The sequence below is a fragment of the Undibacterium sp. WLX3042 genome, from assembly GCF_049544825.1.
Lineage (GTDB): Bacteria > Pseudomonadota > Gammaproteobacteria > Burkholderiales > Burkholderiaceae_D > Undibacterium.
The window spans coordinates 200160-226264 of the sequence record NZ_CP186698.1; the positions used below are offsets into that span (position 1 = coordinate 200160).

General features: G+C 51.0%; 21 protein-coding genes and 1 other RNA gene. 4 read left to right on the forward strand and 18 right to left on the reverse strand.

The annotated features are described in order from the left end of the window. Window positions 1-208 precede the first annotated feature (208 nt). An RNA gene (gene rnpB, locus ACPAOP_RS00925) (RNase P RNA component class A) lies at window positions 209-548 on the reverse strand. A gap of 123 nt (window positions 549-671) precedes the next feature. On the opposite strand from rnpB, the gene ACPAOP_RS00930 reads away from it, so the two are divergent. The 3 genes from ACPAOP_RS00930 (at window position 672) to ACPAOP_RS00940 (ending at window position 4862) form a co-directional block, all read left to right on the forward strand. Next, window positions 672-2378: a thiamine pyrophosphate-binding protein gene (locus ACPAOP_RS00930; protein ID WP_423708968.1), complete on the forward strand. Its 1707-nt coding sequence runs from the start codon at window positions 672-674 to the stop codon at window positions 2376-2378. 82 nt (window positions 2379-2460) lie between these two features. Beyond that, window positions 2461-3636 (forward strand): MFS transporter, encoded by a 1176-nt coding sequence (locus ACPAOP_RS00935; protein ID WP_423708970.1) that lies wholly within the window; start codon window positions 2461-2463, stop codon window positions 3634-3636. Between the two features lie 500 nt (window positions 3637-4136). Beyond that, on the forward strand, window positions 4137-4862 hold the full coding sequence (locus tag ACPAOP_RS00940; RefSeq protein WP_423708971.1) for a DNA/RNA non-specific endonuclease: 726 nt from the start codon (window positions 4137-4139) through the stop codon (window positions 4860-4862). A 1593-nt stretch (window positions 4863-6455) separates the two neighbouring features. Here the strand turns inward: ACPAOP_RS00940 and ACPAOP_RS00945 are convergent. The 6 genes from ACPAOP_RS00945 to ACPAOP_RS00970 form a co-directional block, all read right to left on the reverse strand. Beyond that, entirely contained in the window at window positions 6456-7232 is a 777-nt protein-coding gene (locus ACPAOP_RS00945; protein ID WP_423680786.1) for an enoyl-CoA hydratase, read from the reverse strand. A gap of 233 nt (window positions 7233-7465) precedes the next feature. Next, window positions 7466-8662: an acetyl-CoA C-acyltransferase gene (locus ACPAOP_RS00950; protein WP_423708972.1), complete on the reverse strand. Its 1197-nt coding sequence runs from the start codon at window positions 8660-8662 to the stop codon at window positions 7466-7468. A gap of 14 nt (window positions 8663-8676) precedes the next feature. Beyond that, on the reverse strand, window positions 8677-11064 hold the full coding sequence (locus ACPAOP_RS00955) for a 3-hydroxyacyl-CoA dehydrogenase/enoyl-CoA hydratase family protein (RefSeq protein ID WP_423680784.1): 2388 nt from the start codon (window positions 11062-11064) through the stop codon (window positions 8677-8679). A 187-nt stretch (window positions 11065-11251) separates the two neighbouring features. Next, entirely contained in the window at window positions 11252-13042 is a 1791-nt protein-coding gene (locus ACPAOP_RS00960; RefSeq protein ID WP_423680782.1) for an acyl-CoA dehydrogenase C-terminal domain-containing protein, read from the reverse strand. An 87-nt stretch (window positions 13043-13129) separates the two neighbouring features. Next, window positions 13130-13732, reverse strand: coding sequence for a TetR/AcrR family transcriptional regulator (locus ACPAOP_RS00965; RefSeq protein WP_423709961.1), 603 nt, complete (start codon window positions 13730-13732; stop codon window positions 13130-13132). 283 nt (window positions 13733-14015) lie between these two features. Further along, window positions 14016-14420: an RNA-binding S4 domain-containing protein gene (locus ACPAOP_RS00970; protein WP_423708973.1), complete on the reverse strand. Its 405-nt coding sequence runs from the start codon at window positions 14418-14420 to the stop codon at window positions 14016-14018. 267 nt (window positions 14421-14687) lie between these two features. Here ACPAOP_RS00970 and ACPAOP_RS00975 point away from each other — a divergent pair, with 267 nt between their 5' ends. Then, window positions 14688-15341 carry a TetR/AcrR family transcriptional regulator gene (locus ACPAOP_RS00975; RefSeq protein WP_423708974.1) on the forward strand — a complete coding sequence of 218 codons (654 nt, stop codon included), beginning with the start codon at window positions 14688-14690 and terminating at the stop codon, window positions 15339-15341. A 188-nt stretch (window positions 15342-15529) separates the two neighbouring features. Here ACPAOP_RS00975 and ACPAOP_RS00980 read toward each other — a convergent pair whose 3' ends face one another. From ACPAOP_RS00980 to ACPAOP_RS01030, 11 genes are all read right to left on the reverse strand, one after another. Then, a complete protein-coding gene (locus ACPAOP_RS00980) occupies window positions 15530-16330 on the reverse strand; it encodes a DUF429 domain-containing protein (RefSeq protein ID WP_423708975.1) in 801 nt (266 codons plus the stop codon). Then, window positions 16327-17499 (reverse strand): cardiolipin synthase ClsB, encoded by a 1173-nt coding sequence (gene clsB / locus ACPAOP_RS00985; protein ID WP_423680778.1) that lies wholly within the window; start codon window positions 17497-17499, stop codon window positions 16327-16329. Before clsB ends, ACPAOP_RS00980 begins: the two co-directional genes overlap by 4 nt. An 11-nt stretch (window positions 17500-17510) precedes the next feature. Continuing rightward, on the reverse strand, window positions 17511-18317 hold the full coding sequence (locus ACPAOP_RS00990; RefSeq protein WP_423682235.1) for an endonuclease/exonuclease/phosphatase family protein: 807 nt from the start codon (window positions 18315-18317) through the stop codon (window positions 17511-17513). A gap of 4 nt (window positions 18318-18321) precedes the next feature. After that, the gene (gene nudB, locus ACPAOP_RS00995; RefSeq protein WP_423680777.1) at window positions 18322-18771 is read right to left on the reverse strand and encodes a dihydroneopterin triphosphate diphosphatase; all 450 of its coding nucleotides are present in this window, start codon (window positions 18769-18771) and stop codon (window positions 18322-18324) included. Window positions 18772-18969: 198 nt separating this feature from the next. Beyond that, on the reverse strand, window positions 18970-19449 hold the full coding sequence (locus ACPAOP_RS01000) for a cache domain-containing protein (RefSeq protein ID WP_423708976.1): 480 nt from the start codon (window positions 19447-19449) through the stop codon (window positions 18970-18972). Between the two features lie 289 nt (window positions 19450-19738). Continuing rightward, window positions 19739-20503 carry a CsgG/HfaB family protein gene (locus ACPAOP_RS01005; RefSeq protein ID WP_423682234.1) on the reverse strand — a complete coding sequence of 255 codons (765 nt, stop codon included), beginning with the start codon at window positions 20501-20503 and terminating at the stop codon, window positions 19739-19741. Between the two features lie 186 nt (window positions 20504-20689). After that, a complete protein-coding gene (locus tag ACPAOP_RS01010) occupies window positions 20690-21217 on the reverse strand; it encodes a GNAT family N-acetyltransferase (RefSeq protein WP_423708977.1) in 528 nt (175 codons plus the stop codon). 72 nt (window positions 21218-21289) lie between these two features. Next, complete coding sequence (gene aspS / locus ACPAOP_RS01015; RefSeq protein ID WP_423680774.1) at window positions 21290-23095, reverse strand: aspartate--tRNA ligase; 1806 nt, start codon at window positions 23093-23095, stop codon at window positions 21290-21292. 70 nt (window positions 23096-23165) lie between these two features. Then, window positions 23166-23774: a DUF502 domain-containing protein gene (locus ACPAOP_RS01020; protein ID WP_186896366.1), complete on the reverse strand. Its 609-nt coding sequence runs from the start codon at window positions 23772-23774 to the stop codon at window positions 23166-23168. 55 nt (window positions 23775-23829) lie between these two features. Next, window positions 23830-24141, reverse strand: a complete 312-nt coding sequence (locus tag ACPAOP_RS01025; protein WP_423680773.1) for an FmdB family zinc ribbon protein — start codon at window positions 24139-24141, stop codon at window positions 23830-23832. Between the two features lie 168 nt (window positions 24142-24309). Further along, window positions 24310-25734 (reverse strand): sodium:solute symporter family protein, encoded by a 1425-nt coding sequence (locus tag ACPAOP_RS01030; protein ID WP_423680772.1) that lies wholly within the window; start codon window positions 25732-25734, stop codon window positions 24310-24312. Between the last annotated feature and the right edge of the window lie 371 nt (window positions 25735-26105).

Sequence of the window (26105 nt, forward strand, 5' to 3'; positions counted from 1 at the left end):
GACGAGTCAGCATAGCGGCGGAATATATACAGAATTGTATTGCCGCAAGTGAGTTTAACACCAGTTTTTTGAATTGATCCGATTTACAACAAACAGATGCGCAATCGGATACCGGTTTGAAGACGTATGTTCTGAACTGAGTTGAAGCCCTGCCAGATCAGATCCTCAGAAATGAGGATCTCCACGCTGTATGGCCCTGTGTAGAATTAAGTAAAGCAGGCCGGTAGGCCGGATTCTGTTACGGCGCTTTACATTGCTGTATCGCGCTATGACAATCATTCCTCTAGGCGACGGATTGCTCCGCCGCTCAAGCTTTCTACCCGCACGCTCCGCGAGCCACCTCAACGCGTGCCTATTTGAAATTGCTCCGGGTGGAGGTTACCGCGTTTCACCGTAACTGAATACGCTCGTCTCTGTGGCCCTATTCCTCGTCTTATACCTTGCGGCTTTCAACGTACGGCCGTTAGCCGTCACCCTGCTCTGTGGAGTCCGGACCTTCCTCCCGTCACCATATTGCTATGGCGACCAGCGATTGTCTGGCCTGCTTCGGGCGCTATTCTACTCTACTCATCCACAAATCGTTCGCAATTCGTTGTGACGCGTCAATAGCGCTGCAAATTCGGCAAGCTTTCTGTTAGCGTATGGTTTTTCCTTTTTTAGCTATTACTGTCATGTTGAAATCTCGTAGCGGTGGTCAGTTAATTGTCGATGCGTTGCAAATCCACGGTGTCGATACTATTTTTGGTGTTCCCGGCGAAAGTTACCTGCCAGTACTCAATGCGCTGCATGACAGCCCGATAGACTTCATCATTAACCGCCAGGAAGGCGGCGCGGCATTTATGGCCGATGCTTATGGCAAGATGACAGGCAAGCCCGGTATCTGTTTTGTGACGCGCGGGCCGGGTGCCACCAATGCCTCGATAGGCGTACATACCGCGTATCAGGATTCGACGCCGATGATCCTGTTCGTCGGTCAGGTTGGCAATGATTTTGTTGAGCGCGAAGCGTTTCAGGAAATCGATTACCGCCGTATGTTCGGTCCTATGGCGAAATGGGTTGCACAGATAGATCGCGCCGACCGTGTGCCCGAATACATCGCGCGCGCCTTTCAGGTTGCCACCAGCGGCCGCCCCGGCCCGGTAGTACTGGCACTGCCGGAAGATATGCTGGCACAAACGGCGTCAGTAGCAGATTCCCGGCATTATGCGCCGGTACAGGCTTACCCTTCGCCAGCACAACTGAGCCAGCTGCGCGGCATGCTGGAGGCGGCTGAGCGTCCCGTGCTGATTCTGGGCGGCAGCGGCTGGGATCAGACCGCCTGCACGCAACTCCGGGAATTCGCGGAACTGAATCATTTGCCGGTCGCCTGTGCTTTCCGTTTTCAGGATTTAATCGACAATGCGCATCCTAACTACATCGGTGATGTCGGCATCGGCATCAACCCACAACTGGCACAACGCATACAACAAGCCGATCTCGTGATCGCGATCGGCCCGCGTCTGGGTGAAATGACGACTGGTGGCTATACCCTGCTCGAAGCACCAGTACCAAAACAAACTCTGGTACATGTACACAGCGATGCGCTGGAGCTAGGGCGCGTGTATCAGGCACCGCTGATGATCAACAGCGGCATGAAGGAATTCGCCCATGCACTGTCGGAACTGAGCAAACAGGGCAAGATAAAAAACGCCGTCCGCTGGCAGCACAGCGTAGCGGAAGCCAAAGCAGAACTGCAAGCCTGGCAACAGGAACCCGCCATTTTTGCTAAAGAAAATGCGCCGCTCAATCTGTGGCAAGTGGTGCAGGACATCATGCGCCTGGCACCGGCTGACAGCATCATCACCAATGGCGCAGGTAATTACGCAACCTGGGCTCATCGCTACTTCCGTTATGCCGGACTGCGCACCCAGCTGGCACCGACGTCGGGCGCGATGGGTTACAGCGTGCCATCCGGCATCGCGGCCAAACTCATCGCACCGGAACGTTGCGTGGTCACATTTGCGGGTGATGGGGAATACATGATGAATGGTCAGGAACTCGCGACTGCCGTGCAATACCGCGCCGGTATCGTCATCATCGTGTTTAACAATGGTATGTACGGCACTATACGCATGCATCAGGAACGTGAATTTCCGGGGCGGGTGTCCGGCACTGAATTACACAATCCTGATTTTGCCGCACTGGCCCGCGCTTATGGTGCGAGCGGAGAAACCGTCCTGACGACAGCTGAATTCGGGCCGGCGCTGGAACGCGCGCTACAGCATACACACGATCACCAGTTACCGGCTCTGATCGAACTGCGTTACGACGGCAATCTGATCACCCCGGGTGCCACGCTGGAAACTCTGCGACAAACAGCACGCAATGCGGGAAAATGATCAGTACTGACCAGATCAGTTTCAGATAAATTAAATTCCTGCATTTATCGCCATAGGCGCAGATGATTTTCGCTTAACACTTATGACACGTCCCAAAATTCCCAGAAGTATCTGGATACTCGGTTTCGTCAGCATGCTGATGGATATTTCTTCAGAAATGATACATAGCCTGCTGCCGATGTTTATGGTCGGAACCCTGGGGATCAGTGTGTTTGTGGTAGGCGTGATTGACGGTATCGCCGAATCAACGACTTTGCTGGTTAAAGTATTTTCGGGTGCACTCAGTGATCGTCTCGGAAAACGCAAAATGCTGGCGGTGTTTGGCTATGGGATCAGTGCCTTCTCTAAGCCTCTGTTCGCACTTTCGCAGGGAATGGGGCTGCTGTTAACCGCCCGCCTTCTCGACCGCGCCGGCAAAGGTATCCGTGGCGCTCCGCGCGATGCACTCATTACGGATATTACGCCAGCAGAAATCCGTGGCCAAGCCTTTGGCTTACGACAGTCACTCGATACGATAGGTGCCGTCGCAGGGCCGCTGCTGGCTACGGCGCTGATGCTGTTATGGGCAAACGATTACCGCCATATTTTCTGGCTTGCAGTGATACCGGGGATGGGTGCAATGTTGCTGCTGTTTGTCGGCGTGCAAGAGCCGGATACCAGACCACAAACCAGCCTTGGCAATCCGCTCAGCAAGCACAATCTGAAACGGATGGGGCGGGAGTACTGGTGGGTGGTTTCTCTCGGATGTTTGTTTACGCTCGCCCGATTCAGCGAAGCATTTCTGATCTTACGGGCACAACAATTATCCGTTCCTGTCGCACTGGTACCACTTGTGATGGTCGCCATGAACCTCGTCTATGCGGCGACAGCTTATCCATTTGGTAAATTGTCAGACCGCATCTCTCATCGCCATATGCTTGCTGGCGGATTAGTCATACTGATTGCCTCTGACCTGATACTCGGATACAGCCAGGGCTGGAGCGGATTGTTAGCTGGCATCACGCTCTGGGGCATACATATGGGAATGACGCAAGGCCTGCTGGCGAGTATGGTTGCCTCCAGCGCCCCATCTGATTTACGCGGCACGGCATTTGGCTTTTTCAATCTGGTCAGTGGCATCGCATTATTGCTTGCCAGCGTGGTCGCGGGCCTTTTGTGGGATAAGCTGGGTTCTACTTTCACCTTTTATACCGGTGCAGCGTTTGCGACGGTGAGCCTGATTGGATTATTGGTGCATTCAGCGCGCAACGCATCATGAGTTCCTGAAAAATATAACTCTGTTCCTGTTATCACAGGCATCAGTCTGTATCGTCACTACCGGACCTTCCGGATACCACGCCATGCAAACGTTGTTTATACTTTCGCCGTTCCGTCCGCGCGGGCTGAGCAGCGCCATGCGCTCCGGCTTTTCGCTGTCTGACCAGCACCGCCAAAGGGTTCCGTGGTTTGGGCAATTTGACTCTGATCTTCATCGATGATCTTTCCTTGAAAAACAACCGTGGCTTTCCATGCAGACAGCCGCATTTACTCGGCTAATTTGCTCAGGTATTGAGCAGCCGCATACAGGATCATGCGGCTATGCTGTACCAAATCAACTAAATAAACACCACGGAGATTTCTTCCCGTTAAAATTCGTTTTGTGAATGTGCATCTACACTTTCTTCTTCGCTTCACTCTCCCGCTTTGCTGATAGCCGCGTGGTTGTATGAGTTGCGGTTTTCGGTATCTGTTTTTCTTTTGATTTTCGCTTAAAAATTCATGTTTAATAAATTTATTTTCGCTTTAGCGTTAGCGCTATCGTCGTCTGTCACATTTGCCGCTCCGGCATTTTCAGAATGTCGCCAGTTTTTTGCTAAAGGTCAGATTCCGGTTATTCCACGTGAAGCCGAACTCAATACACGTGCATTGTGCTATTCATCGTTCGCGATCCTGCATTCTGCCAAAAGCCATACACCCGTTTATGTTGCAGAAAAAATCAACCGGCAGACCATCATTGAAGCAAAAGGAAATGAGCGAACAAATCGCTTCTTCGCCGATGCCCGTCTGCCGCGCGCCGAACGCGCTGAACTGAGCGATTACAAGAACTCCGGCTATGATCGTGGCCACATGGCGCCAGCTGGAAATATGGCAACACCGGAAGCCATGGCACAGAGTTTTTCTCTCGCGAATATGGTTCCGCAAGCGCCAGAAAACAATAGAAAAACCTGGGCATCGATAGAAAATGCGACACGTAAATATGCAATGCGTGCTCGTGGTGATATCTACGTTCTGACCGGCCCGGTATTTGAAACGAAGCCTGCAACGATAGGTGAGAATAAAGTCTGGGTACCCAAATATCTGTTCAAACTAGTCTACGACCCGTCAGAAAATAAAAGATGGGCGTACTGGGTTGAGAACATCGACAACACAAAAGCGGGAAAACCGATTACCTATGAAGAGCTGGTCAAGCGCACTGGCATACAGTTCTTTACCGACAAAATGTAAGCACAAAACAAAAAACCTGCTCATTGAGATGAACAGGTTTTTTGATCCGTAAATTGGCACAAAAGTTGAGATTAATTGCTATAAAAAAAGCCAACTTACGATTAGTTCTGTATCACCGAATAATAATTTGTTACCCAGTGCGTATCAGTAGTTGCTTAATATAGATTCAAACTGCGTTCGTCGCCTCGTCCAATTCCGAGACTCGCTTTGCAAATGGAATGTGCGTGAATCGCATAGGAATGGACACAACGTCTGGCAGCATGTTGTGGCGCTCTCAAGGTGACGACGAATATGACATTGTCCAAGGTTCGAATTTCTATTGACTGACGAGACGACACCACTTGCCCTCCTTGAAAACACAACTACTTCTCAGAAGTAAGTAGACATTTATATCCCGAAGCGATTGAATATGCATGGTTGCGGCCAGCAAGTGCTATCACTGTCTCCCCTTCAGCTACTTTCGACAAAAGTAGTTGTGCATAGTGAAAATCTCTGAATGCTTTCTCACGTCTTATGATTTCGTTCGTAAATCGACCGCCAGTGTCTTCCGATGATAGCAAGGGATTAAACCAAGTCGCTGGCGTTTGACGCCAATCGAAGTCAGGCCAAATCTTTCTGACTGCGACAGTCAGGTCGAAAATGTTTTTAATTGAGACAACATCGTCCAATTCCCTGGCGATTTGATTCCACATCCTAAGCTTTTCGAACGTCGCATACTCGAGTCTCTCGCCTGAGGCCTTGTGTCGATCTCTTACGAGCTGAGCCTCGCGTAGAACCAATGTGAGTATGATCTGATCCGCGGAAAAGTACTTGCGTAGATTTACATACAGTTCAGTATCGCGAGGTTCTAAAGGAAGTACGGTAACCCTGCGCTCCCTCGCTATAAATCCGAGGTAGCTCGGCTCGCCGCGAGTTGCGATGACGGACTCCTTTTCTTCCGGCAACTTGCGTAAGTAGGACACGTCATTGACCTCTATGTATGACTCGCTGGGCTTTTCTTTATCGAAGGTGCTTTCGATTAAGTTGAAAAGACTGCGATCCGGCGATGTAACGTGTGGCCCGCCTAAAAATATCAACTGTCCATTCGAAAGACTAGAGATCATCCGCACTTCATAAATGTCATCGCGTGGCTTCTGCGCACTTAGGTTTAGTGAACGTGTCCGCGCAATCGTTCCGACTGGCTCATTCGTAACGGTAGTGTTCTGCAATTGGAAGCATCTTTCGAGTACATCCGGTGCAATCTCATGCCCCTGACCTACTTGGGCGTGCGATGGGAGACAAAATAGCAAACTACCCAACAAGCACATTACAAATTTCATTGCGGTATACCACCTTTCCTTGCATCTCTGGTGCAATTTAATATTAAGTCTAGCCAGGGCGCTCACAGCAAAAAGAGTTGTCAGAGCGAACGTTTTGCGCAGATTTATCATTTGTGACCTGGTGTGAAACTAATTCGATGACCGGTCAACGTCTGCTGCTAAAACAAAACGGCAGCAATACAGCCGCCGCTTGATTAAACACATTCAACTACTTCGACAAAAATCTCAGCTTTCGGGATACTTTACGAAGCCAGATAAACAATTGATTCTGCTATCAGTTAAACTGACTGAAATCCGGTTTGCGTTTCTGAAAAAATGCCATAAATGCTTCCCTGGCTTCAGGGCCATGTAACATCGCAGCAAAATGCTTATTCTCTTCCAGCATTTTTGCACTCACTTCGGCAGGCTGGTTTGCTTTCATCAGACGTTTAGTAACACGTATCGACGCCGCAGGTAAGGCCACAATTTTTGCAGCGACTTGCTGCGCATACGGTAACAACTCTTCCAGTGGCACCACTTTGTTGACAAATCCCATCTCCAGCGCTTCTTGCGCGCTAAACGGTTCGCCCAACATCAATTTTTCAGCAGCGCGCTGATAGCCGACGATTTTCTGGAAAATCATACTGGAAGCGAATTCCGGGCATAAACCTAATTGCGTGAATGGCATGGACAACTTTGCATTATCGGCGAGATAAATCAGATCACAATGCATCAGCAAGGTTGTACCGATGCCGACTGCGGCGCCAGAAACAGCTGCAATTACCGGCTTCGAAGATTCATTCAGTGCCTGCATAAACTGATAAACAGGAGGTACTGCTTCTGAAGAAGCCAGAGAAGAGGCATTTTTCATGAAATCTTCAAGATCGTTACCAGCAGTAAAAATTTCTGGTTTGCCGGTAATCAGAATTGCTCGCACAGCATTGTCGCTCTCGGCGTCACGCAATGCATCGGCCATCGCCTGATACATCGCCGCGGTAATCGCATTTTTCTTTTCAGGGCGATTGAAGTTAATCGTCAGAATGCCATTTTCTTTATGCGTCAGGATATCCATTATTTTGTCTCTTCAAATCGATTATTGTTTTGGGGTGTTATGACCAGTCATTGTAAAGCCTGCTGTCAATGGGTATGAAGTTTTTCGAGATCCGCCTAATGCCGGTCGCAGCAATCATTTATATCCCGCTGTCAGAGCCGTCATTTCAGTTCAGTGCAACGACGGAACATCGCTTTAAAAAAAACGCGCAGAACAAATATTCTGCGCGCTTTGATTTCGACCGAGCTTAACGCTTACATACGTTCGAAAATACCTGCGGCCCCCATACCGGTACCAACACACATCGTCACCATACCGTATTTCAGGTTGTTACGATGCAATGCATGGATGGTAGTTGCCGAACGGATCGCGCCAGTTGCGCCCAACGGGTGACCCAAGGCGATCGCACCGCCCATAGGATTCACTTTGGCTGGATCGAGACCGAGGTCTTGCACCACTGCCAGCGATTGTGCAGCAAACGCTTCATTCAGTTCAAACCAGTCGATTTGATCTTGTGTGATGCCAGCGGCTTTACATGCCGCTGGAATCGCTTCTTTAGGACCGATACCCATGATTTCCGGTGGTACGCCGCGGACTGCGAAAGAGGCGAAACGTGCCAACGGTGTCAGATTGAACTGTTTAAGAATTTTTTCACTGACGATCAACAATGCGCCTGCACCGTCAGAAGTCTGGGAACTGTTACCGGCGGTAACACTGCCTTTGGCGGCGAACACAGCTTTCAGTTTTGCCAGACCTTCCATTGACGTATCAGGACGTGCACCTTCGTCGCGTGTGACGGTGCGGGTTTTCAGTTCGATTTCGCCGGTCGCCAGATTCGGCACACGGTCGATAATATCCACGGAGGTGGTTTCTGCATCGAAATAGCCCGCATTTTGCGCAGCGATTGCACGTTGATGCGATTGCAAAGCAAAGGCATCTTGCGCTTCGCGCGATACTTTCCATTGCGCAGCAACTTTTTCTGCTGTCAGTCCCATACCGTAAGCAATACCGGCATTTTCGTCTTTCAGAATCGCCATATTCATGGATGGATTATTACCCATCATAGGAACCATGGACATCGATTCAACACCGGCAGCAATCATCACGTCAGCCTGACCGACGCGGATACGATCAGCCGCCATTGCCACGGCTGTAATACCGGACGCGCAGTAACGATTGATCGTCACGCCGCCGATCGTGTTAGGCAAACCTGCCAGCAGCACGCCCATACGTGCCAGATTCAGACCCTGAGCGCCTTCCGGAAATGAGCAGCCAACGATCACGTCTTCGATCAGTTTCGGATCGAGGTTAGGTACCTGTGCCACTGCTGATTGCAGTACACGCACCAACAGATCGTCAGGGCGGGTGTTACGGAACATACCGCGACCGGATTTGCCGATCGGCGTACGTGTAGCAGAGACGATATATGCGTCTTGAAGTTGTTTAGTCATTTTGAGTACTCCGATTAGTTGCGTACTGGTTTGCCGGTTTGCATCATGCCCATAATGCGCTCTTGCGTTTTAGGATGATTCAGCAATTCCATAAACGCTTTACGTTCCATGTCGAGCAACCATTGTTCGCTGACCAGACTGCCATTATCGATATCACCACCACATACCACTTCTGCAATCATTCTGCCGAGTTTGAAGTCATGTGCGGAGATAAAGCCACCATCACGCATATTGATGAGTTGTGCGCCTATCGTTGCAATGCCATGACGGCCAGTGACCGGCACCAGCTTTCTCATCGGTGCACGATAGCCTGCGTCAAACATCGCGCGCGCTTCCACCTTAGCCACATGCAGCAATTCATAAGGGTTGAACACGATGACATCGCTGTCAGACAGGTAACCCATTTTCTTCGCTTCCAGCGCAGATTTGGATACCGCTGCTGTCGCTGCATTGGTGAAGTAGTTTTTCAGGAATTGCAGTAAGTCTGTGCCTTTCGCATCCGCCGCAGCACGTACTGCAGCTTCTTTCAAGCCACCGCCACCAGGAACCAGACCAACACCGACTTCCACCAGACCAATATAGGATTCGATCGACGCCACGCGTTTTGCTGCGTGCATCATCAATTCGCAACCACCACCCAGTGCCAGGCCGGAAACGGCTGCCACGACAGGAATGTTCGCGTATTTCAATGCCTGATGCGCATTTTGCAGACGGGAAATCGCAGGCTCAATTGCTTTTACACCACCGGACATGAACAACGGCAGCATCGCTTGCAGGTCAGCACCCGCAGAGAACGCACCGCCGTCAGCTGCATCCGCGCTCCAGATCACCAGACCTTTGAAGTTTTTCTCGGCTTCAGCAATCGCTTTTTCCATGCCTTCGATGACGCCCGGGCCAATTACGTGCATCTTCGTTTTCATCGACAGAATCAGCACGTCATCGTTCTGATGCCAGATACGGACGGAGTCATCTTCGAAGAATGTTGTGCCAGCAGTTGCACCAGTCGCTGCGCCGGTGCCGAGCACAGGAGCACGGAACGCCTGACGGTCATACACCGCCAGTTTGGAACGCGGTACATAAGTGCTGCTTGCTGGCGACCATGAGCCTTCGGCTGTGTGGACGCCTGTGCGGCCATCGAATACCCACGCTGGCAACGGTGCATTACACAATGCTTTACCAGCGTCGATATCTTCCTTGACCCAGCCTGCCACTTCCTGCCAGCCGGATGCCTGCCAAGTTTCGAACGGACCTACCTGCCAGCCGAAACCCCAGCGCATTGCGAAGTCGATATCGCGTGCATTGTCGGCAATCGTTGCGCCATGCACAGCGATATAGTGGAAAGCATCGCGGAAAATCGCCCACAGGAACTGTGCCTGTACATTGGTCGATTCACGCAGGGTCTTCATTTTCTTGACCGGATCTTTTTCTTTCAGCATGCGGGCAACAACGTCGTCCGCTTTCGCGCCACCAGTGACATATTGTGTCGTCGCAAAATCCAGACGCTGAATGTCTTTGCCTACTTTTTTGTAGAAACCAGCACCGGTTTTGGCACCGAGAGCACCAGCAGCGACCAGCTTCGCCAATACTTCCGGTGTTTTGTAGACTGCGAAGAACGGATCGTCTGCGAGGTTATCCTGCATGGTCTTGATCACATGACCCATGGTATCGAGACCAACCACGTCAGCAGTACGGAAAGTACCGGACGATGCACGGCCGAGTTTTTTACCTGTCAGATCATCAACAACGTCAACGGTCAGACCAAATTTTTCTGCTTCATAAATCGTTGCCAGCATACCGAAAATACCGACGCGGTTCGCGATGAAGTTCGGTGTGTCTTTCGCACGTACCACGCCTTTACCCAGCGTCGTTGTCAGGAAGCCTTCGAGCTGATCAATGATTTCTGCACGGGTAGCCACGGTAGGAATCAGTTCCACCAGGTGCATATAGCGTGGTGGGTTGAAGAAATGCACGCCGCAGAAGCGCGCTTTCAGTTCTGCGTCGAAGCCTTCGGACAAGGCCGTGATGGACAAACCGGATGTGTTGGATGCGAAAATCGCGTTTGGTGCAATGTGTGGAGCGACCTTTTTATACAGGTCATGTTTCCAGTCCATACGCTCAGCGATCGCTTCAATAATCAGATCGCAACCAGCGAGTACGTCGAGGTTGTCTTCGTAATTAGCGACTTCGATCAGAGCGGCATCATCTTTGTTGCCCAAAGGAGCAGGATTGAGCTTTTTCAGGTTGTCGATCGCACGCAGAACGATGCCGTTTTTCGGACCTTCTTTAGCAGGCAGATCAAACAGAACGACAGGCACTTTTGCATTGACGCAATGTGCTGCAATTTGCGCACCCATAACGCCGGCGCCGAGAACGGCGACTTTTTTAACGATGAAATTGGTCATTTTTAACCTCGGTTAATTTCGTAAAACAACGAAAAGCAAATTTTTCAGATGCGGACCTCGGAGAGAGGTTGGAACGAGTGACAGATGAAGCAACTTCGGTGGATATTCTGCTACCGAAGAGCTTCAATCTGATGACATTCATCCGCTAATGGTAAGACTCTCCGTTTGACGGGAGAGTCTTACCGCATCAGAACAGATCTGCTTCGAGAGACAACAGATTAGCGGAGCCGGAACGTGCCTGGCGGATCAGCATCGCTGTTTCAGGATACAGACGGGCAAAGTAGAAACGTGCTGTTGCCAGTTTCGCTTTGTAGAAGGTATCGCCGGAATCTTGTTTTGCCAGAGCGATTTTTGCCATTTGTGCGAAGAAATAGCTGTACACCAGATGGCCGACCACACGCAGGTAAGGCACAGCAGCAGCGCCGACTTCATCCGGATTCTGGAAGGCTTTCATGCCAATTTCCATCGTCAGCTTCGTCACTTTGTCGCCGATTTCAGCCAGCGGAGTGATGAACTCTGCCAGTGCCTCGTCGGTACCGTTCGCTTCCACGAATGCCTGCACTTTCGCGCCGAATTTACGCAGTTTCGCGCCATTGTCCATCAGGATTTTGCGACCCAGTAAATCGAGTGACTGAACAGTGTTTGTACCTTCGTAAATCATGTTGATACGGGCATCACGTACGTATTGCTCCATGCCCCATTCAGCGATGAAACCGTGACCGCCATAGACTTGCAGACATTCGGAGGTCGCAGTCCATGCGTTATCGGTCATGAAGGCTTTGATAACCGGTGTCAGCAACGCAACTTCGTCTGCACAGTCTTTACGCACTTGTTCGTCAGGATGATTCAGCTCTTTATCCAGTTGCAGCGCAACGTAGGAACTGAATGCGCGACCAGCCTCAGCATAGGCTTTCGCTGTGAGCAACATACGACGCACGTCAGCGTGAACGATAATCGGGTCAGCGGCTTTGTCCGGTGCTTTCACGCCGGACAGGCTGCGCATCTGGATACGGTCTTTCGCATAGACCAGCGCGTTTTGATACGCGACTTCAGTCAGACCCAGACCTTGCATACCGACGCCGAGACGAGCAGCATTCATGAACACGAACATCGCATTCAGACCCTTGTGCGGGCCACCAATCAGCCAGCCGGTCGCACCGTCCAGATTCATCTGGCAAGTGGAGTTAGCGTGGATACCCATTTTTTCTTCGATCGCGCCGCAGAAAATCGGATTGCGCGCACCCAGTGTGCCATCGGCATTCGGCAGGAACTTAGGCACAACAAACAGGGAAATACCTTTGGAGCCTTCTGGTGCATCCGGCAAACGTGCCAGTACCAGATGAACGATATTTTCAGCAACATCGTGCTCACCGGCAGAAATAAAGATTTTCGCGCCCGTGATTTTGTAAGAACCATCTGCTTGCGGTTCTGCCTTAGAACGCAGCAAACCCAGATCCGTACCGCAGTGTGGCTCGGTCAGGCACATCGTACCAGTCCACTCACCGGAAACCAGCTTAGGCAGATACAGCGCTTTTTGCTCAGGTGTGCCGTGTTCGTGAATACATTCGTAAGCGCCATGCGACAAGCCAGGATACATAGTCCATGCCTGATTCGCCGAGTTCAGCATTTCATAGAAAGAGTTATTGATGACGACTGGCAAACCCTGACCACCGAATTCCGGATCGCAGGACAATGCTGGCCAACCCGCTTCTACGTACTGTTTGTAGGCTTCTTTAAAGCCTTTTGGTGTCGTAACAGTGTGAGTTGTTTTATCGTGGTGGCAACCTTCGCGGTCACCGGAATGGTTCAGCGGGAAAATGACTTCAGAACTGAATTTGCCGCCTTCTTCCAGAATCTGATTGATGATGTCGGCATCCACTTCAGCATGCTTAGGCAGTTGCTTGAGTTCAGATTCAACATTTAATAATTCATGCAACACGAACTGCATATCACGCAATGGAGCGATATATTGACCCATAATTTTCTCCTGACGGCAAAGTTAGTACATTAGATTGAGAAACAAAATTTGGCTTACAACAAAAACGACAAGCTGACGACAGCGACCTCAGTCTTTTAAAGCCACTGGCGCGTAATATTCGATCATTCGTTCAAATCCGGCCTGAGCACGGTCCACACTTCCAGGTTTGCGCAAAAACCGCGCATCATGATGCAGAGCGAGTATCAGTCCATACATTTCATACACGATCTGATCGGCATCCACATTGGCATTCAGATGACCAAGCTGGATCGCCTGACTTGCAGCGCGGTGCAGCGCACCTTGCCAGGCTTTCACCATACCGACCAGTTCATCACGGATAGGTCCCTGACGATCATCGTATTCGGCTGCGCCACTGATATAAATGCAACCAGAGGCGATTTCAACCGTCACGCGTTTAATCCACAATGCAAACATCGACTGCAAACGCGGCAAACCACGCTCTTCTTTCATGCTCGGGTAGAACACTTCCTGTTCAAAGTGATGGTGATACAGCTTCAGCACTTCGATCTGCAAATCCTCGCGCGAACCGAAATGCGCAAAAACACCGGACTTGCTCATGTTCATCTTATCGGCCAGCAAACCTATCGTCAGACCTTCGATGCCGTCACGACTGGCGGCGTCGAGTGCAACATCCAGAATGGCGGCGCGAGTCAGTTCTCCCTTACGCATGAATTTCGATGTCATATTCATATTACATTGTTTTTATTGAAATGCTTCCTGCTTACATAAAACATGTAAACCAGTGAATTAATCGAACGCTCGTACTATTAAGCAGAGCGCATTAAAAGTCAAACCAGATTCCGTCTTTAGAGGAGAGTATCTATTTGTTTTACAGATGTTCCGCCTGCCTATTTTTTGGGCATTATTAACCACATTCCTCTCTGAGATGTCGCTCGCAACAGCATCGCTGTCAACGCTGCTGCTCTACTCTGCAATAGAGCCTTCCCTCAAATCAGCCACGGGTAAAATCGATCTGTCGCCGGTCCCGTTTGGTCGGTCGCCCCTGCAACTGCGCGGCTGGTTCACGGAAGTATTTTCTGTCTTCTGCCGCCTGACTGCGCTTTGCCAGACTCTCTGCCGTTTCCTCGTATAAAGTCTGAGCAACGGCGGCCGGTCCGCGCACATCCGCTACGCGCAGCACTCTGACCTGCCAGGTTTGTTCACCGTGTTGTACTTCGAGCAGATCGCCGGTTTTTACGCTGTGTGCGGGTTTGATGCGCTGCTCGTTCTGCAAAACACGCCCCAGTTCAACGGCATGCGTTGCCAGGCTGCGGGTTTTAAAGAACCGCGCGGCCCATAGCCATTTATCGATGCGGACGGCATCGCTTTTGTCACTCTTCCCGTTTTTAACGTTCATGTCTCTCATTCTGGGCTCACGGCTGGCACAGCTGTGCGATGTGTGACCGGCGACTGCAGAGTCGCTGCTGCCAGATCCGTACGTTCATTCTATTTTGAAGCAATGTATTGCAGCCCGACCGCAAATACAAGGGCTTTATACAGTCCTCGCCGGAACACCAACGGATTCGCTGACTTATGTTGCAGCGCGCATAGACAAGCTTTAGCACGACCGTACAATTCACGACACCTTACTGTTGGCATAGACGTTTGCACCTCGGGATCTGTGATGAGCTCAGTTGATGATTTAAACGGCAAAAAGCGTGCCATTCTGATCGCAGCCGAAAAATGCTTTGCAGCGCAGAGCTATGAAGGTGTGTCGATTCGCGACATCGCACATGAAGCCGCCGTTCCCGTCGCACTGGTCGGATATTACTTCGGTGCAAAAAATGAGCTGTACCACGCGATCTTTGAATACCACAGCAGCTATCTGGCCGAGCGCCTAGACAAATTACGTCACGCGCGCCAACAAGCCAGGAACGACAACATACTTGATGCCGTCATTGCCGCCTTCATTTTGCCGACCCTGCAACTGAATCAACATCCGGAAGGCAAGTATTTCTGCCGCATGGTCATGCGCGGTGCCATCGACCAGCACGAAGCCAGCGAACGTATTTATCAGGATTTTTACGAACCGATGGCGAAAGAATTTATCGCTGCACTGCGAGACGCGCTGCCTGACGCCAGCGCCGACAGCATTTGCTGGAGTTATCAATTCACGCTCGGAGCGCTGTTACACCATGTGGTCGATACCAGTCTGCCACGTCTGGTGACCTCACCGCGCACCGACAAGCTGAATCTGAATGCCGCACCGTATTTACTGAAATTCATCAGCAGTGGCATACGCGCCACCACCGATACGGGTGTCGCTGAGGAAAATTAAGGATACTCCCCCCTGTTTTTATTAAAAACGCCTTCATCTCCTTGAGAATAAAGGGCTTTAAAACATACTAGGGGGGAGTATATTTAGCGTCAAAAACCGCTGAATTACCAACTTAGCGATGCTGACGCCGGATAGTCATACAAGGTCGGCAGAAGTTGGGCGCAAATCAGACCTCTGCCAGACCAGATTCAGGCGCCGACGATCCAGCCTTCGAGTGCATCAAATACCGGCAAACCATAATTCTGCTCACGCCGTTGCCACGCCCATGCAGCCAGCATCAGACAGAGCACGGCGTCCAGCTGATCGGCGCTGCCATCGTCGATCAGCACATCGCGGAACTGTCCGGCATCAAGGTGAATCTGCCACGGGGTAGCACCCTGCTCCAGCGCGCAGACAATGCGTTCACGCGCAAGGCGGCGTTCCGGCGTCTGTTTCGCTTTATCGTCACTCTTATACGAAGCGCTGGTGATACTGCGTGCAACCATGCCCGGATAAGCTTCCAGCGCAATGCGTTGCGGATCACCGGCAACCATGCCGGGAATGCTGACCCCGGCGGCCAGCAAGCGCGGCGCACCCGCGTGCAACATATACGCGACCGGCGGATTAACCCATTTCATCGACGGCGACGAGCCTGCCGGAATATCGGTTGCCCGGTGCGCGAACTTAGCACCGACCGGACGAGCGTCGCAAAAAGCTTTGAATTGCAGCCGCATCTCTGCACGTGTGATGGTCGTCAAATGATGCATCAGGGCTGGCCATTCCTGCGGCCAGTGCAGATGTGTCAGCAATTCGCGTGGTAAAGAAAATGGCAGATCAAAGCCTGCCAGCCACGGCCCGTCATGTTTTAACCATGCATCAAACGCGGCAAAATCGGACAGGGATTGCAAGTGGTCGAGACATAAAACACCGGATCGCAGCGCGCCGCTGGCGATGGTGATCGCCTTGCGTTTCGACGGTGCAGAAGTGAAATCAACGCCGTGCAGCCTCATCCGTAGCTACCCAGCGTGACGATGCGCATCAGACCGCGATACACCAGATACACAGTGCCATACCAGGCGCGCCGGTACCAGGCTCGATTGACATAATCCTCCAGCAATACTTCAACACCGTCGTTGATGCCTTGCTGCAGTTCAGCCCTCAGACGATGATTAAAATGCTTGTCACGAATCACGACATTCGCCTCGTGATTGACAAACAGGCTCAGTCCGTCGAAGTTACTGGAACCGACGGTTGCCCAGTCGTCGTCAATCACCGCTACTTTCGCATGCAATTGCGTTTTTCTGTATTCAACGATGCGCACGCCTTCTACCAGTAATTTCGGGTAATACGAATGTGCGACTGCATCCTGCAAAAGAAACTGATTGACCCCGATCAGCAGCGTCACGTTCACCCCGCGTGACGCTGCTGAAATCAGGGCACGCCGGAATTTTCTGCCAGGCGCAAAGTATGGCGTCACCAGTACCGCGCTCCGGCGCGCATTGCCCAGCGCATGTAAATAAGCTTTCTGTATGGTCGCGCGATTACGCAGATTATCGCGAACCACCAGCGCCGCGCGGCTGAGGTGTCGAAGCTGGCTGCGTGAGACTTTTGCATCGCTACGGAGATCACGGATCAGACCGATACGTGACAGCAGACCAAGCCGGCCGGCGCGGCGCCACTGCGCATCGGCTTCCAGATGAATATGCGTGACCAGCGGACCGCTGATCGCAACAGCAAAATCCCAGCGCGGAAATGGCAGAATATCTGCCCAGCCATCGTCGGAAATATCGTCACCGATAATATTGAAGCCACCGAGAAACGCTCGTTGCCTGTCGATCACACAGATTTTTCTGTGAGTGCGCGCCCAGCCGCGCCGGAACCATGGATTAAAACAGCGGCACTCAACACCGGCCGCCACCAGCAACGCCGTCAGTCGCAAGGCCTGATCGCGCCCGCTGCCCAGCCAGTCGATCACCACGCGTACCACAACACCGCGCTGCGCTGCTGCGATCAGGGCATCACGTACCTGCGTTGCCGTATCATCACTGGCAAAAATATAGGTTTCGAGACAGATCTCGTGTTGCGCCTGCGCTATCGCCGCCAGCAAGACAGAAAAATACTCTCCGCCGGAATGCAGGAGCCGTACGTCATTACCATCGATGTAATGAAGCTTTTTCATGCCTCAGCACATCAGCGAAGATGACGCAATTCAAGATGCGCCACGATAGGAACGTGATCGGATAATTTGCGCCAGGGATCGCCGGTCATCACATTGGCTGCAGCGATCTGAAAGCCACGCAAATAGACGCGATCCAGACACAGCCAAGGAAAACCCGCAGGAAATGTGCGGGCATGAGCAGCGCCTGACTGCGAAAATAAATGAGCGAAACCCTTGCGCTGAAATTTCTCAGCGCCATGCTGACCGTCCACATCAAAAGCTTCAACCACGCCCAGCTGTTCATACAATGCGCCACTCAGACGCTGATTCCAGTCATTAAAATCACCGGCAATAATCAGCGGCGCATCCACTGGTGTATCACGCTGTATGGTGTCAATCAGCGCCTGAATCTGACGCCTGCGGCTGGCCGCAAATAATCCCAGATGGATCACAAAACAATGAATATCCACCTGCCCTGCACGCACCACGGCATGCAGAATGCCGCGTTGTTCATACGCATGATCAGAGACATCGTGATTCACATGAGTGGTAATCGGAAAACGACTGAGCAAAGCATTACCGTGATGTCCGTGCTCATAAACCGCATTCATGCCATACGCGACATGATGCGAGGCACCGGCCAGAAATTCATGCTGCCCCTCCTGCGGCCAGCTAATATGCCGCCTGGCATGCATATCATGCTGTCCCTGCACTTCCTGCAGGAATACCATATCCGCATCCAGCGCGGCAATCGCTTCTTTAATGCTGTGTATGCGCTCATGCCTGCCAAAAGCGCTGACACCTTTGTGTATGTTGTAGGTCGCAATGCGTAGCTTCATCATTTCAGTTCCGGGTCAGTTCCGGCAGCAACAGTATTGCTTCTGCATTCGATGCAGAAAAACAGCGGTCTGCAGCTGCTTTCCACGGTAGCCACTGATATTGCAAGTGCTCACGCGGTGCCAGTCGCACCGTGACGTCCGGGCTGACACATAAGCCAAACACGTGTTCCGTGTTATGGGTGACGCCGGGAGCGTAACGATGGCGCCAGACAGGATAAATTTCATAGACGTTCGATAATTGCCAGTCACTTAGCACAAACTGCGTGGCATCGATGCCGGTTTCTTCTGCCACTTCGCGTATAGCGGTGGTAAGCAGGGCTTCGTCCGGCGTATCTTTCGAGCCGGTGACGGATTGCCAGAAACCGGGTTTATCAGCGCGTTCAATCAAGAGTACATCGAGTGCCGGGGTGTAAATCACCACCAGCACAGATTCAGGAATTTTATACTGGGACATGATGCTCATGGGTGCGTATGCTCAGGCATACCGATTTCGTCAATCTCACCATTTTAGCGCCTTTAGCTCAGGATTTTTTCTATCGTTCAAAGTAAAACGCTGTTCCGGAATGATTATTCACGGAACAGCGTTTTACTCAGCCCACATCTGAAATCGCGTATGCAATCCTGATCGACGACGGGCGATTTCAGAGGCAAATTATTTGCTGACGTAGGTACCAACGCACACAATCGTATCGCCGGCACCGCGTTCACAATAAGAACGTTTCAGATCATACGATTTCGTCGCCGGATTATTAAATTTGTACGGACCGTACCAGCCTTTTGAAGACGCCTTGACGGTATCGATCATCCCTTTGATAAAGGCATTGCCATCAACATCTTTCATCGACAACAGATTTTTGCCAACCATTTTGGCATTCGCCCCCTGTGCCAGGCAATTTCCCTCAAAGTCATACACAAAAACGTACAGATCTTTATAATTAAACGTCGCATCAGGATGCTCGGTGAATGCTTTATAAGCTTTCTCCGTCCCCGCAGACTTCACCAGCGCCACAGCCTTTTTCACCATCTCCTGCGCTTCCGCCTCAGTACCATGTTCCGAAGCTGAAGCGACTGACGTCATCGCAACACTCGCCAAGATTGCGACCGGCAATATATTCTTAAATACATGCTTCATTTTTTCTCCCTGAAATAAGTTATTTTTCTGATCAGACACTAACATCTCTCGTTACTACTGTTTCTTTATAGCAGCAATTTCTTATCCATCTATGTGATGAAACAAGAGTTCACATTGTTATATTGACGTGGTGTCAATAAAGTCGGAACTGTGAAGGCTAGCGATTGATCGTCTATTTATTTTGTGACGTTGGCGTACATCTGCGGAAGGACAACTCACATCTGTGAAGAAAAAAGGGTTCGCGATGCGAACCCTGAATAAATTTTTTTGACCGACAGAAAATACATGATCAATTCTTCAGCGGCACCGCCGGCGGTAACTCTTTACTCTGCAACATTCTGATCTGCGGTACCAGTTTATTATGTGCATCAAGAAAGGCAGCTACGATCACTTTCGCTTCATTGGTATTACTCCATCCGGCTCCCAGTCCGCCAATACCACCTCCGAAACTGAGCCCCCCCATGCCGAGATCGGTCGTTTTCGCAGCGCCGGTTGCCGCCGCTATTTGCTCGGTTGTTTCGTTATCAGTCACCAGCAATGCGACCTGTGCTTCTTTAAAACTGACCTTTTCTGCATACCCGGTAAAATTTTTCAGAAAAGGAATCATCCCCATAATCGCTCCCAGCACGCCGCCTGCCTTGCTTTCGGAAAAAGTCAGGCTGGGCGTCATGGTGTATTGCGCTTCATAGCCTTTGCCTTTTTGCACCGTGGTGTTTTTGCGGATAATGCCCTGCGCCTGCAAATCCTGCTCTTGTATCACCGCTTTCAGGCCGGATGCCCTGTCAACAACGCGGAAACATCCGCTCTGCTGCGCCAGTAAACGAATCAGTGGCACTGGTGAGGCTGGCAAATTATAAGAGCTTTGTAAAGTGTAACCAGTCGGATTTTCTACCAGCGCCAGGGTAGCAACGGGAGCGTCACATTTCACCAGAGACTTACTCGCCCCCTTCGCTCCAGCCGGCCCCGCAGCACCTGTGACTTCCGAAGAACCTTGTCCGAGTTCGGTCTTTTTTTCACCGCAGGCACTCAGTCCGAGTACGGAAAAACCCAGCATAGCAATGACACCACAACGGGATGCAGACAGACGATATTTGATCACGACAAAACCTGTTTTATAAAAAATGAAACTGCCGAATTTACACGAGATTGCCCGCTGCTGAGTCAAACCCGATATGTAAAATTCGTAACAATTTATGTTTCAGAGCGATGTCTCAATTGCATCACTTCTCTGCACTCGTTCTTAAGCTGCACTTTGTGTTTGTAACATGATCCAGTTTTTATGCCGGGTCTGCCCTAAGTCAAAATAGATCTCGCCACACTGCTGGTATTGATGTTTCAAATAAAACTGCATCGCTTTGCTATTTTCCGCATTGACACTCAACCACAAGCGACTGCCTTGTGCTGCAGCCAGTTGTCCGGCACGTTGCAATAATGCGGAACCAAGACCATTGCCTGCAAAATGTGCGTGCACATATAAAGTCTTTAATTCAACCTGGCTGTCGTCATATGTCGGGCATGGACTATCCGTATCCACCAATGCCAGCGCGAGCAAATATTGCTGCTGTTCTGCCACCAGTAACTGCAGCGATGCCTGCTGCATACATTGCAGAAAATAAGCGGGCGTCAGGTTTGCCAGGACATAACTCGCAATCTCGTCATTAATTCCCTGCTTCGCATAGGTATGCGTCCATACCTGCGCTGCCAGCACCGCCAGACGGGGAGCATCTGCCGGAGTGGCGAGGCGAATCTGTGTCGTGGAATTGAGCATAGTTCAATTTTTCAAAAAAAAGATGGCGAAAAAAAAAGCGCGGATCCCGCGCTTTTTTTAATCTGCAATCACTCAGGCTTTGATTGCTGGCTCTGTCGCACGCAGACGGATGTGCAATTCGCGCAATTGCTTTTCGTCGACTTCTGAAGGTGCTTGCGTCAGCAGACATTGCGCGCGCTGTGTTTTCGGGAAAGCGATTACGTCGCGGATTGATTCTGCGCCCGTCATCATCGTGACGATACGATCCAGACCAAACGCCAGACCACCATGCGGCGGCGCACCGTATTGCAAGGCATCCAGCAGGAAACCGAATTTCAACTGAGCTTCCTCATCATTGATCTTCAATGCGCGGAATACTTTACTTTGAACATCGGCACGGTGAATACGGACGGAACCGCCACCAAGCTCCCAGCCATTGAGCACCATATCGTAAGCCTTAGCGATACATTTGCCCGGATCACTTTCCATCAGATCTTCATGACCGTCTTTCGGTGCAGTGAACGGATGATGTGTCGCAGTCCAGCGATCATTGTCTTCATCGTACTCAAACATCGGGAAGTCGATCACCCACAATGGTTTCCAGACATCTTCAAACAAGCCGTTGGCTTTGCCGAATTCGCTGTGACCGATCTTGATGCGCAAAGCACCGATCGCATCGTTGACGATTTTCGCCTTATCAGCACCGAAGAAAATCAGATCGCCGTCTTTAGCGCCAGTGCGTGTCAGAATTTCTGTCAGCGCCGCATCGTGGATGTTTTTGACGATAGGCGATTGCAAACCGTCACGACCTTTTGCCAGTTCGTTGACCTTGATGTAAGCCAGACCTTTAGCGCCATAGATCGCAACGAATTGCGTGTACGCATCAATTTCGGAACGTGGCATGTTAGCGCCACCCGGTACCAGCAGACCAACCACGCGGCCGTTTTTCATGTTGGCTGCGCCAGAGAAAACTTTGAAGTCCACGTCCTTCATCACATCTGTCAATTCAGTGAATTGCAGCTTGACGCGCATATCCGGTTTGTCGGAACCATACAGACCCATCGCTTCGGCGAAGTCCATCACCGGGAATGGATTCGGCAGGTCGATATCCAGCGTATTTTTGAAGACCAGACGAATCATGCCTTCAAACATGTCGCGAATTTCCTGCTCATTCATGAACGATGTTTCACAATCGATCTGAGTAAATTCTGGCTGACGGTCAGCGCGCAGATCTTCATCGCGGAAGCATTTGGTGATCTGGTAGTAGCGGTCAAAGTTAGCCACCATCAGCAATTGTTTGAACAACTGCGGCGACTGTGGCAACGCAAAGAAGTTACCGGCATTGACACGAGATGGCACCAGATAATCGCGCGCACCCTCCGGTGTGGATTTGGTCAGCATCGGTGTTTCGATATCGATGAAGCCGTTGGCATCGAGGAACTTACGCACTTCCATCGCGACTTTGTAACGCAGACGCAGATTGTTTTGCATTTGCGGACGACGCAGATCCAGCACGCGATGAGTCAGGCGTGTGGTTTCGGACAGATTGTCATCATCCAGCTGGAACGGTGGCGTGACGGAAGGATTCAGCACCTCTACATTGTGTGCCAGCACTTCGATCTTGCCGGATTTCAGATTGGCGTTACCGGTTCCCTCAGGACGGCTGCGTACAACACCGGTGATACGCAGACAAAATTCATTACGCACGGATTCTGCAGCAGCGAAAACATCGGCACGATCAGGATCGCAGACCACCTGCACCAGACCTTCGCGGTCGCGCAGATCAATAAAAATCACACCGCCGTGATCACGACGACGATGAACCCAGCCGCACAGGCTGACGGTTTGGCCGAGTAATTCCTCAGTAGTGAGGCCGCAGTAATGGGTACGCATGGACATAATTTCTTACCTGTCTGTATTCAAAATTTAAAATGAGTCGATCAAGCGGCAGCTTGTGGCTGCAAGATCTTTATTTCTTCTCGGTGGGGAGATGCTCGGGAGCCACCACGCCCATGGAAACAATATATTTGAGCGCCGCATCGACACTCATATCCAGCTCTATCGCATCCGCCTTCGGCACCATCAGGAAAAAACCTGAGGTCGGGTTCGGTGTCGTCGGTACATAAACGCTGACAAAATCGCCTTGCAGATGATTGACCACATCACCGCCCGGCACACCGGTCAGAAAACCGATGGTCCAGCAATCACGGCGCGGATATTCAATCAATACGGCTTTACGGAAAGCATTGCCGGATGAGGAAAACAAGGTATCAGACACTTGTTTAACGCTGGAGTAAATCGAATTCACAATCGGAATCCGGTTCAGCAAGCCTTCCCAGATACGCACAACATAATTGCCGATGAAATTTCGTGTCAGCAAGCCTGTCACAAAAACAATCAACACTGTCAGTAAGGCACCCAGACCGGGCACCTTGGTACCGAACACCACTTCGGGCCGCCATTGCTCCGGCAGCAGCAGCAAAGACTGATCCATGGTTGTGATAATGGCATGCAACACCCAGAAGGTGATACCCAGAGGAACCAGAATCAGCAAACCGGTAATGAAATATTTACGCATAGTGTTCAGTCAAGCTCAGTCTAAGTAGTGTTTCATTCTGCATCGTTGACAACGATCAGGTCGATGTCTTGTCGCTGGCCGCAGCCGGTACTGCTGATGTTTCTGTAGCAGCTGTGGTGCTTCCTGCGGCGCTACCAGCATCTGTTGCCACTGCCGGTGCGGAGGTCCCTGCAGAACCACCGGAACCACCTCGGAAATCCGTGACATACCAGCCCGAACCTTTCAGCTGAAAGCCAGCGGCAGTGACTTGTTTCTTAAATGATGCTTTGCCACAAGAAGGACAATCTGTCAGCGGTGCATCGGAAATTTTTTGCAATACGTCTTTGGCAAAACCACACTCTTCACAACGATAAGCGTAAATCGGCATACTCTCGCCCTAAAAAAACTGATAAAACCCTGAATTATAAAGGTTTTCAACTGAAATTTGCGCATTGCATCAACAAGCTGCGCGCTCAGTACCGGGAAACGCTGACCTGCATCGCTAACAAGCGGCGTTCCTGAGGCGGGCAGACTGACCTGCCTCAGAATGGAAAAATCAGAGCGACGTGGCGTTTGCCTTGTATTGCGGCAACAGCGAACCGACGATCATTCCAGCCATACTCATCAACACCCCGACTAGTTGCGGTGGCCAGAAACCTTCCGGCGCCGTCAGCTCCAGCGCAATCCAGCAAGTAATGCCGAAAATAATCGACACCAGCCCGCCCTGCGCCGTTGCACGTTTCCAGTACAAGCCGAACGCCAGCGGCACAAATGCAGCCACCAGCGTCACTTTGTAAGCATTTTCCACCATCTTGTAGATGCTCGACTCGGTATTCATGGCAAAGATGGTCACGATTGCAGTAAATACCAGTACCACGACCCGCATCATCAACAGGAACTGTTTATCTGACTGCTTCGGAAAAAATGGTTTCAGAATATTTTCTGAGAACGTGACCGACGGTGCCAGCAGGGTCGCACTGGCGCAGCTCTTAATCGCCGACAGCAACGCGCCGAAAAACATCACCTGCGCCAGCATCGGCACTTTATTCATGATCAGCGTCGGCAAGATCAGCTGCGAATCCTTATCGATCAGACTCTCTACCATGCCGGGATCAATTAGCGTGGCGGAATACGCGAGGAACATGGGAATAAACGCAAAGCAAAAATACAAAACACCGCCGAGTATCGACGCATTTCCGGCAATTTTTTCATTTTTCGATGAGGCAACGCGCTGAAAAACGTCTTGCTGCGGTATCGACCCCAGCATCATCGTGATCCAGGCGGCAAAGAACCACAGCATTTCCCTTGCGGTCGGTGACGGCCAGAATTCAAATTTACCTGTCGCCGCCGCGTGCTCGATCACGACACCGGCGCCACCCACCATGCCGGACACTTCCCAGCCTATATAGACCATGCCGACCACGATAATGATCATTTGCAGAAAATCGGTAATCGCCACCGACCACATGCCGCCCATCAGCGTGTATACCAGCACGCTGGCTGCACCAATGATCATGCCGGTATCCATACCGATGTAACCACCGGAGACTACATTGAACACCAGCCCCAGCGCCTTGATCTGCGCCGCAACCCAGCCCAGATACGAAATCACGATACACAAAGTGACCAGAATTTCGACTGTGCGTCCAAATTTATTCCGGTAATAGTCGCCTATCGTCAGCAGATTCATGCGGTACAGCGGTTTCGCAAAAAACAAACCAACCAGCACCAGACACAAAGAGGAACCAAACGGGTCAGCCACCACACCTTTTAAACCTTCTTTGACGAAAGTAGACGAAATACCCAACACCGCTTCAGAGCCGAACCAGGTCGCAAATACGGTGGCAGTCACTACGTACATCGGTAAAGAACGACCGGCAACAGCAAAGTCCTTGGAGTTATTCACGTAGCGCGCCGCATACAGGCCTATGCCGACCGAGATAACCCAATACAGGATAACGAACCAGATAAGTGTATTCATGAAGTTGCGTGTGTCAGGAAACCAATAAAAAAACCCGCGAATTTGGAGCGGGCATTATAAAGACATAGGAGATGAGAATATACAGTGAATAATCACTATTTATGTAGAGAAAATCATCAGTTTCCGGCCTCGCGGCGGCGATCTGTGGCGATCTGGGATGTTCGCCACCGTCTACATACCGGCAATGATGTCTTCTACTGTCATATCCACGTAACACTGAACCGATATAGTGTTCACCAGACATGTGAACGTCTCCCCTCGGATTAACCATCCATTCGGCAGCCTGCGAAGGCTGCTTTTTTTTTGCATTTTTTATTCTCTAGCGAAAAAATCCCGCCAACAGAGAGAGTATTTGCCCGATTCCTGCGAAG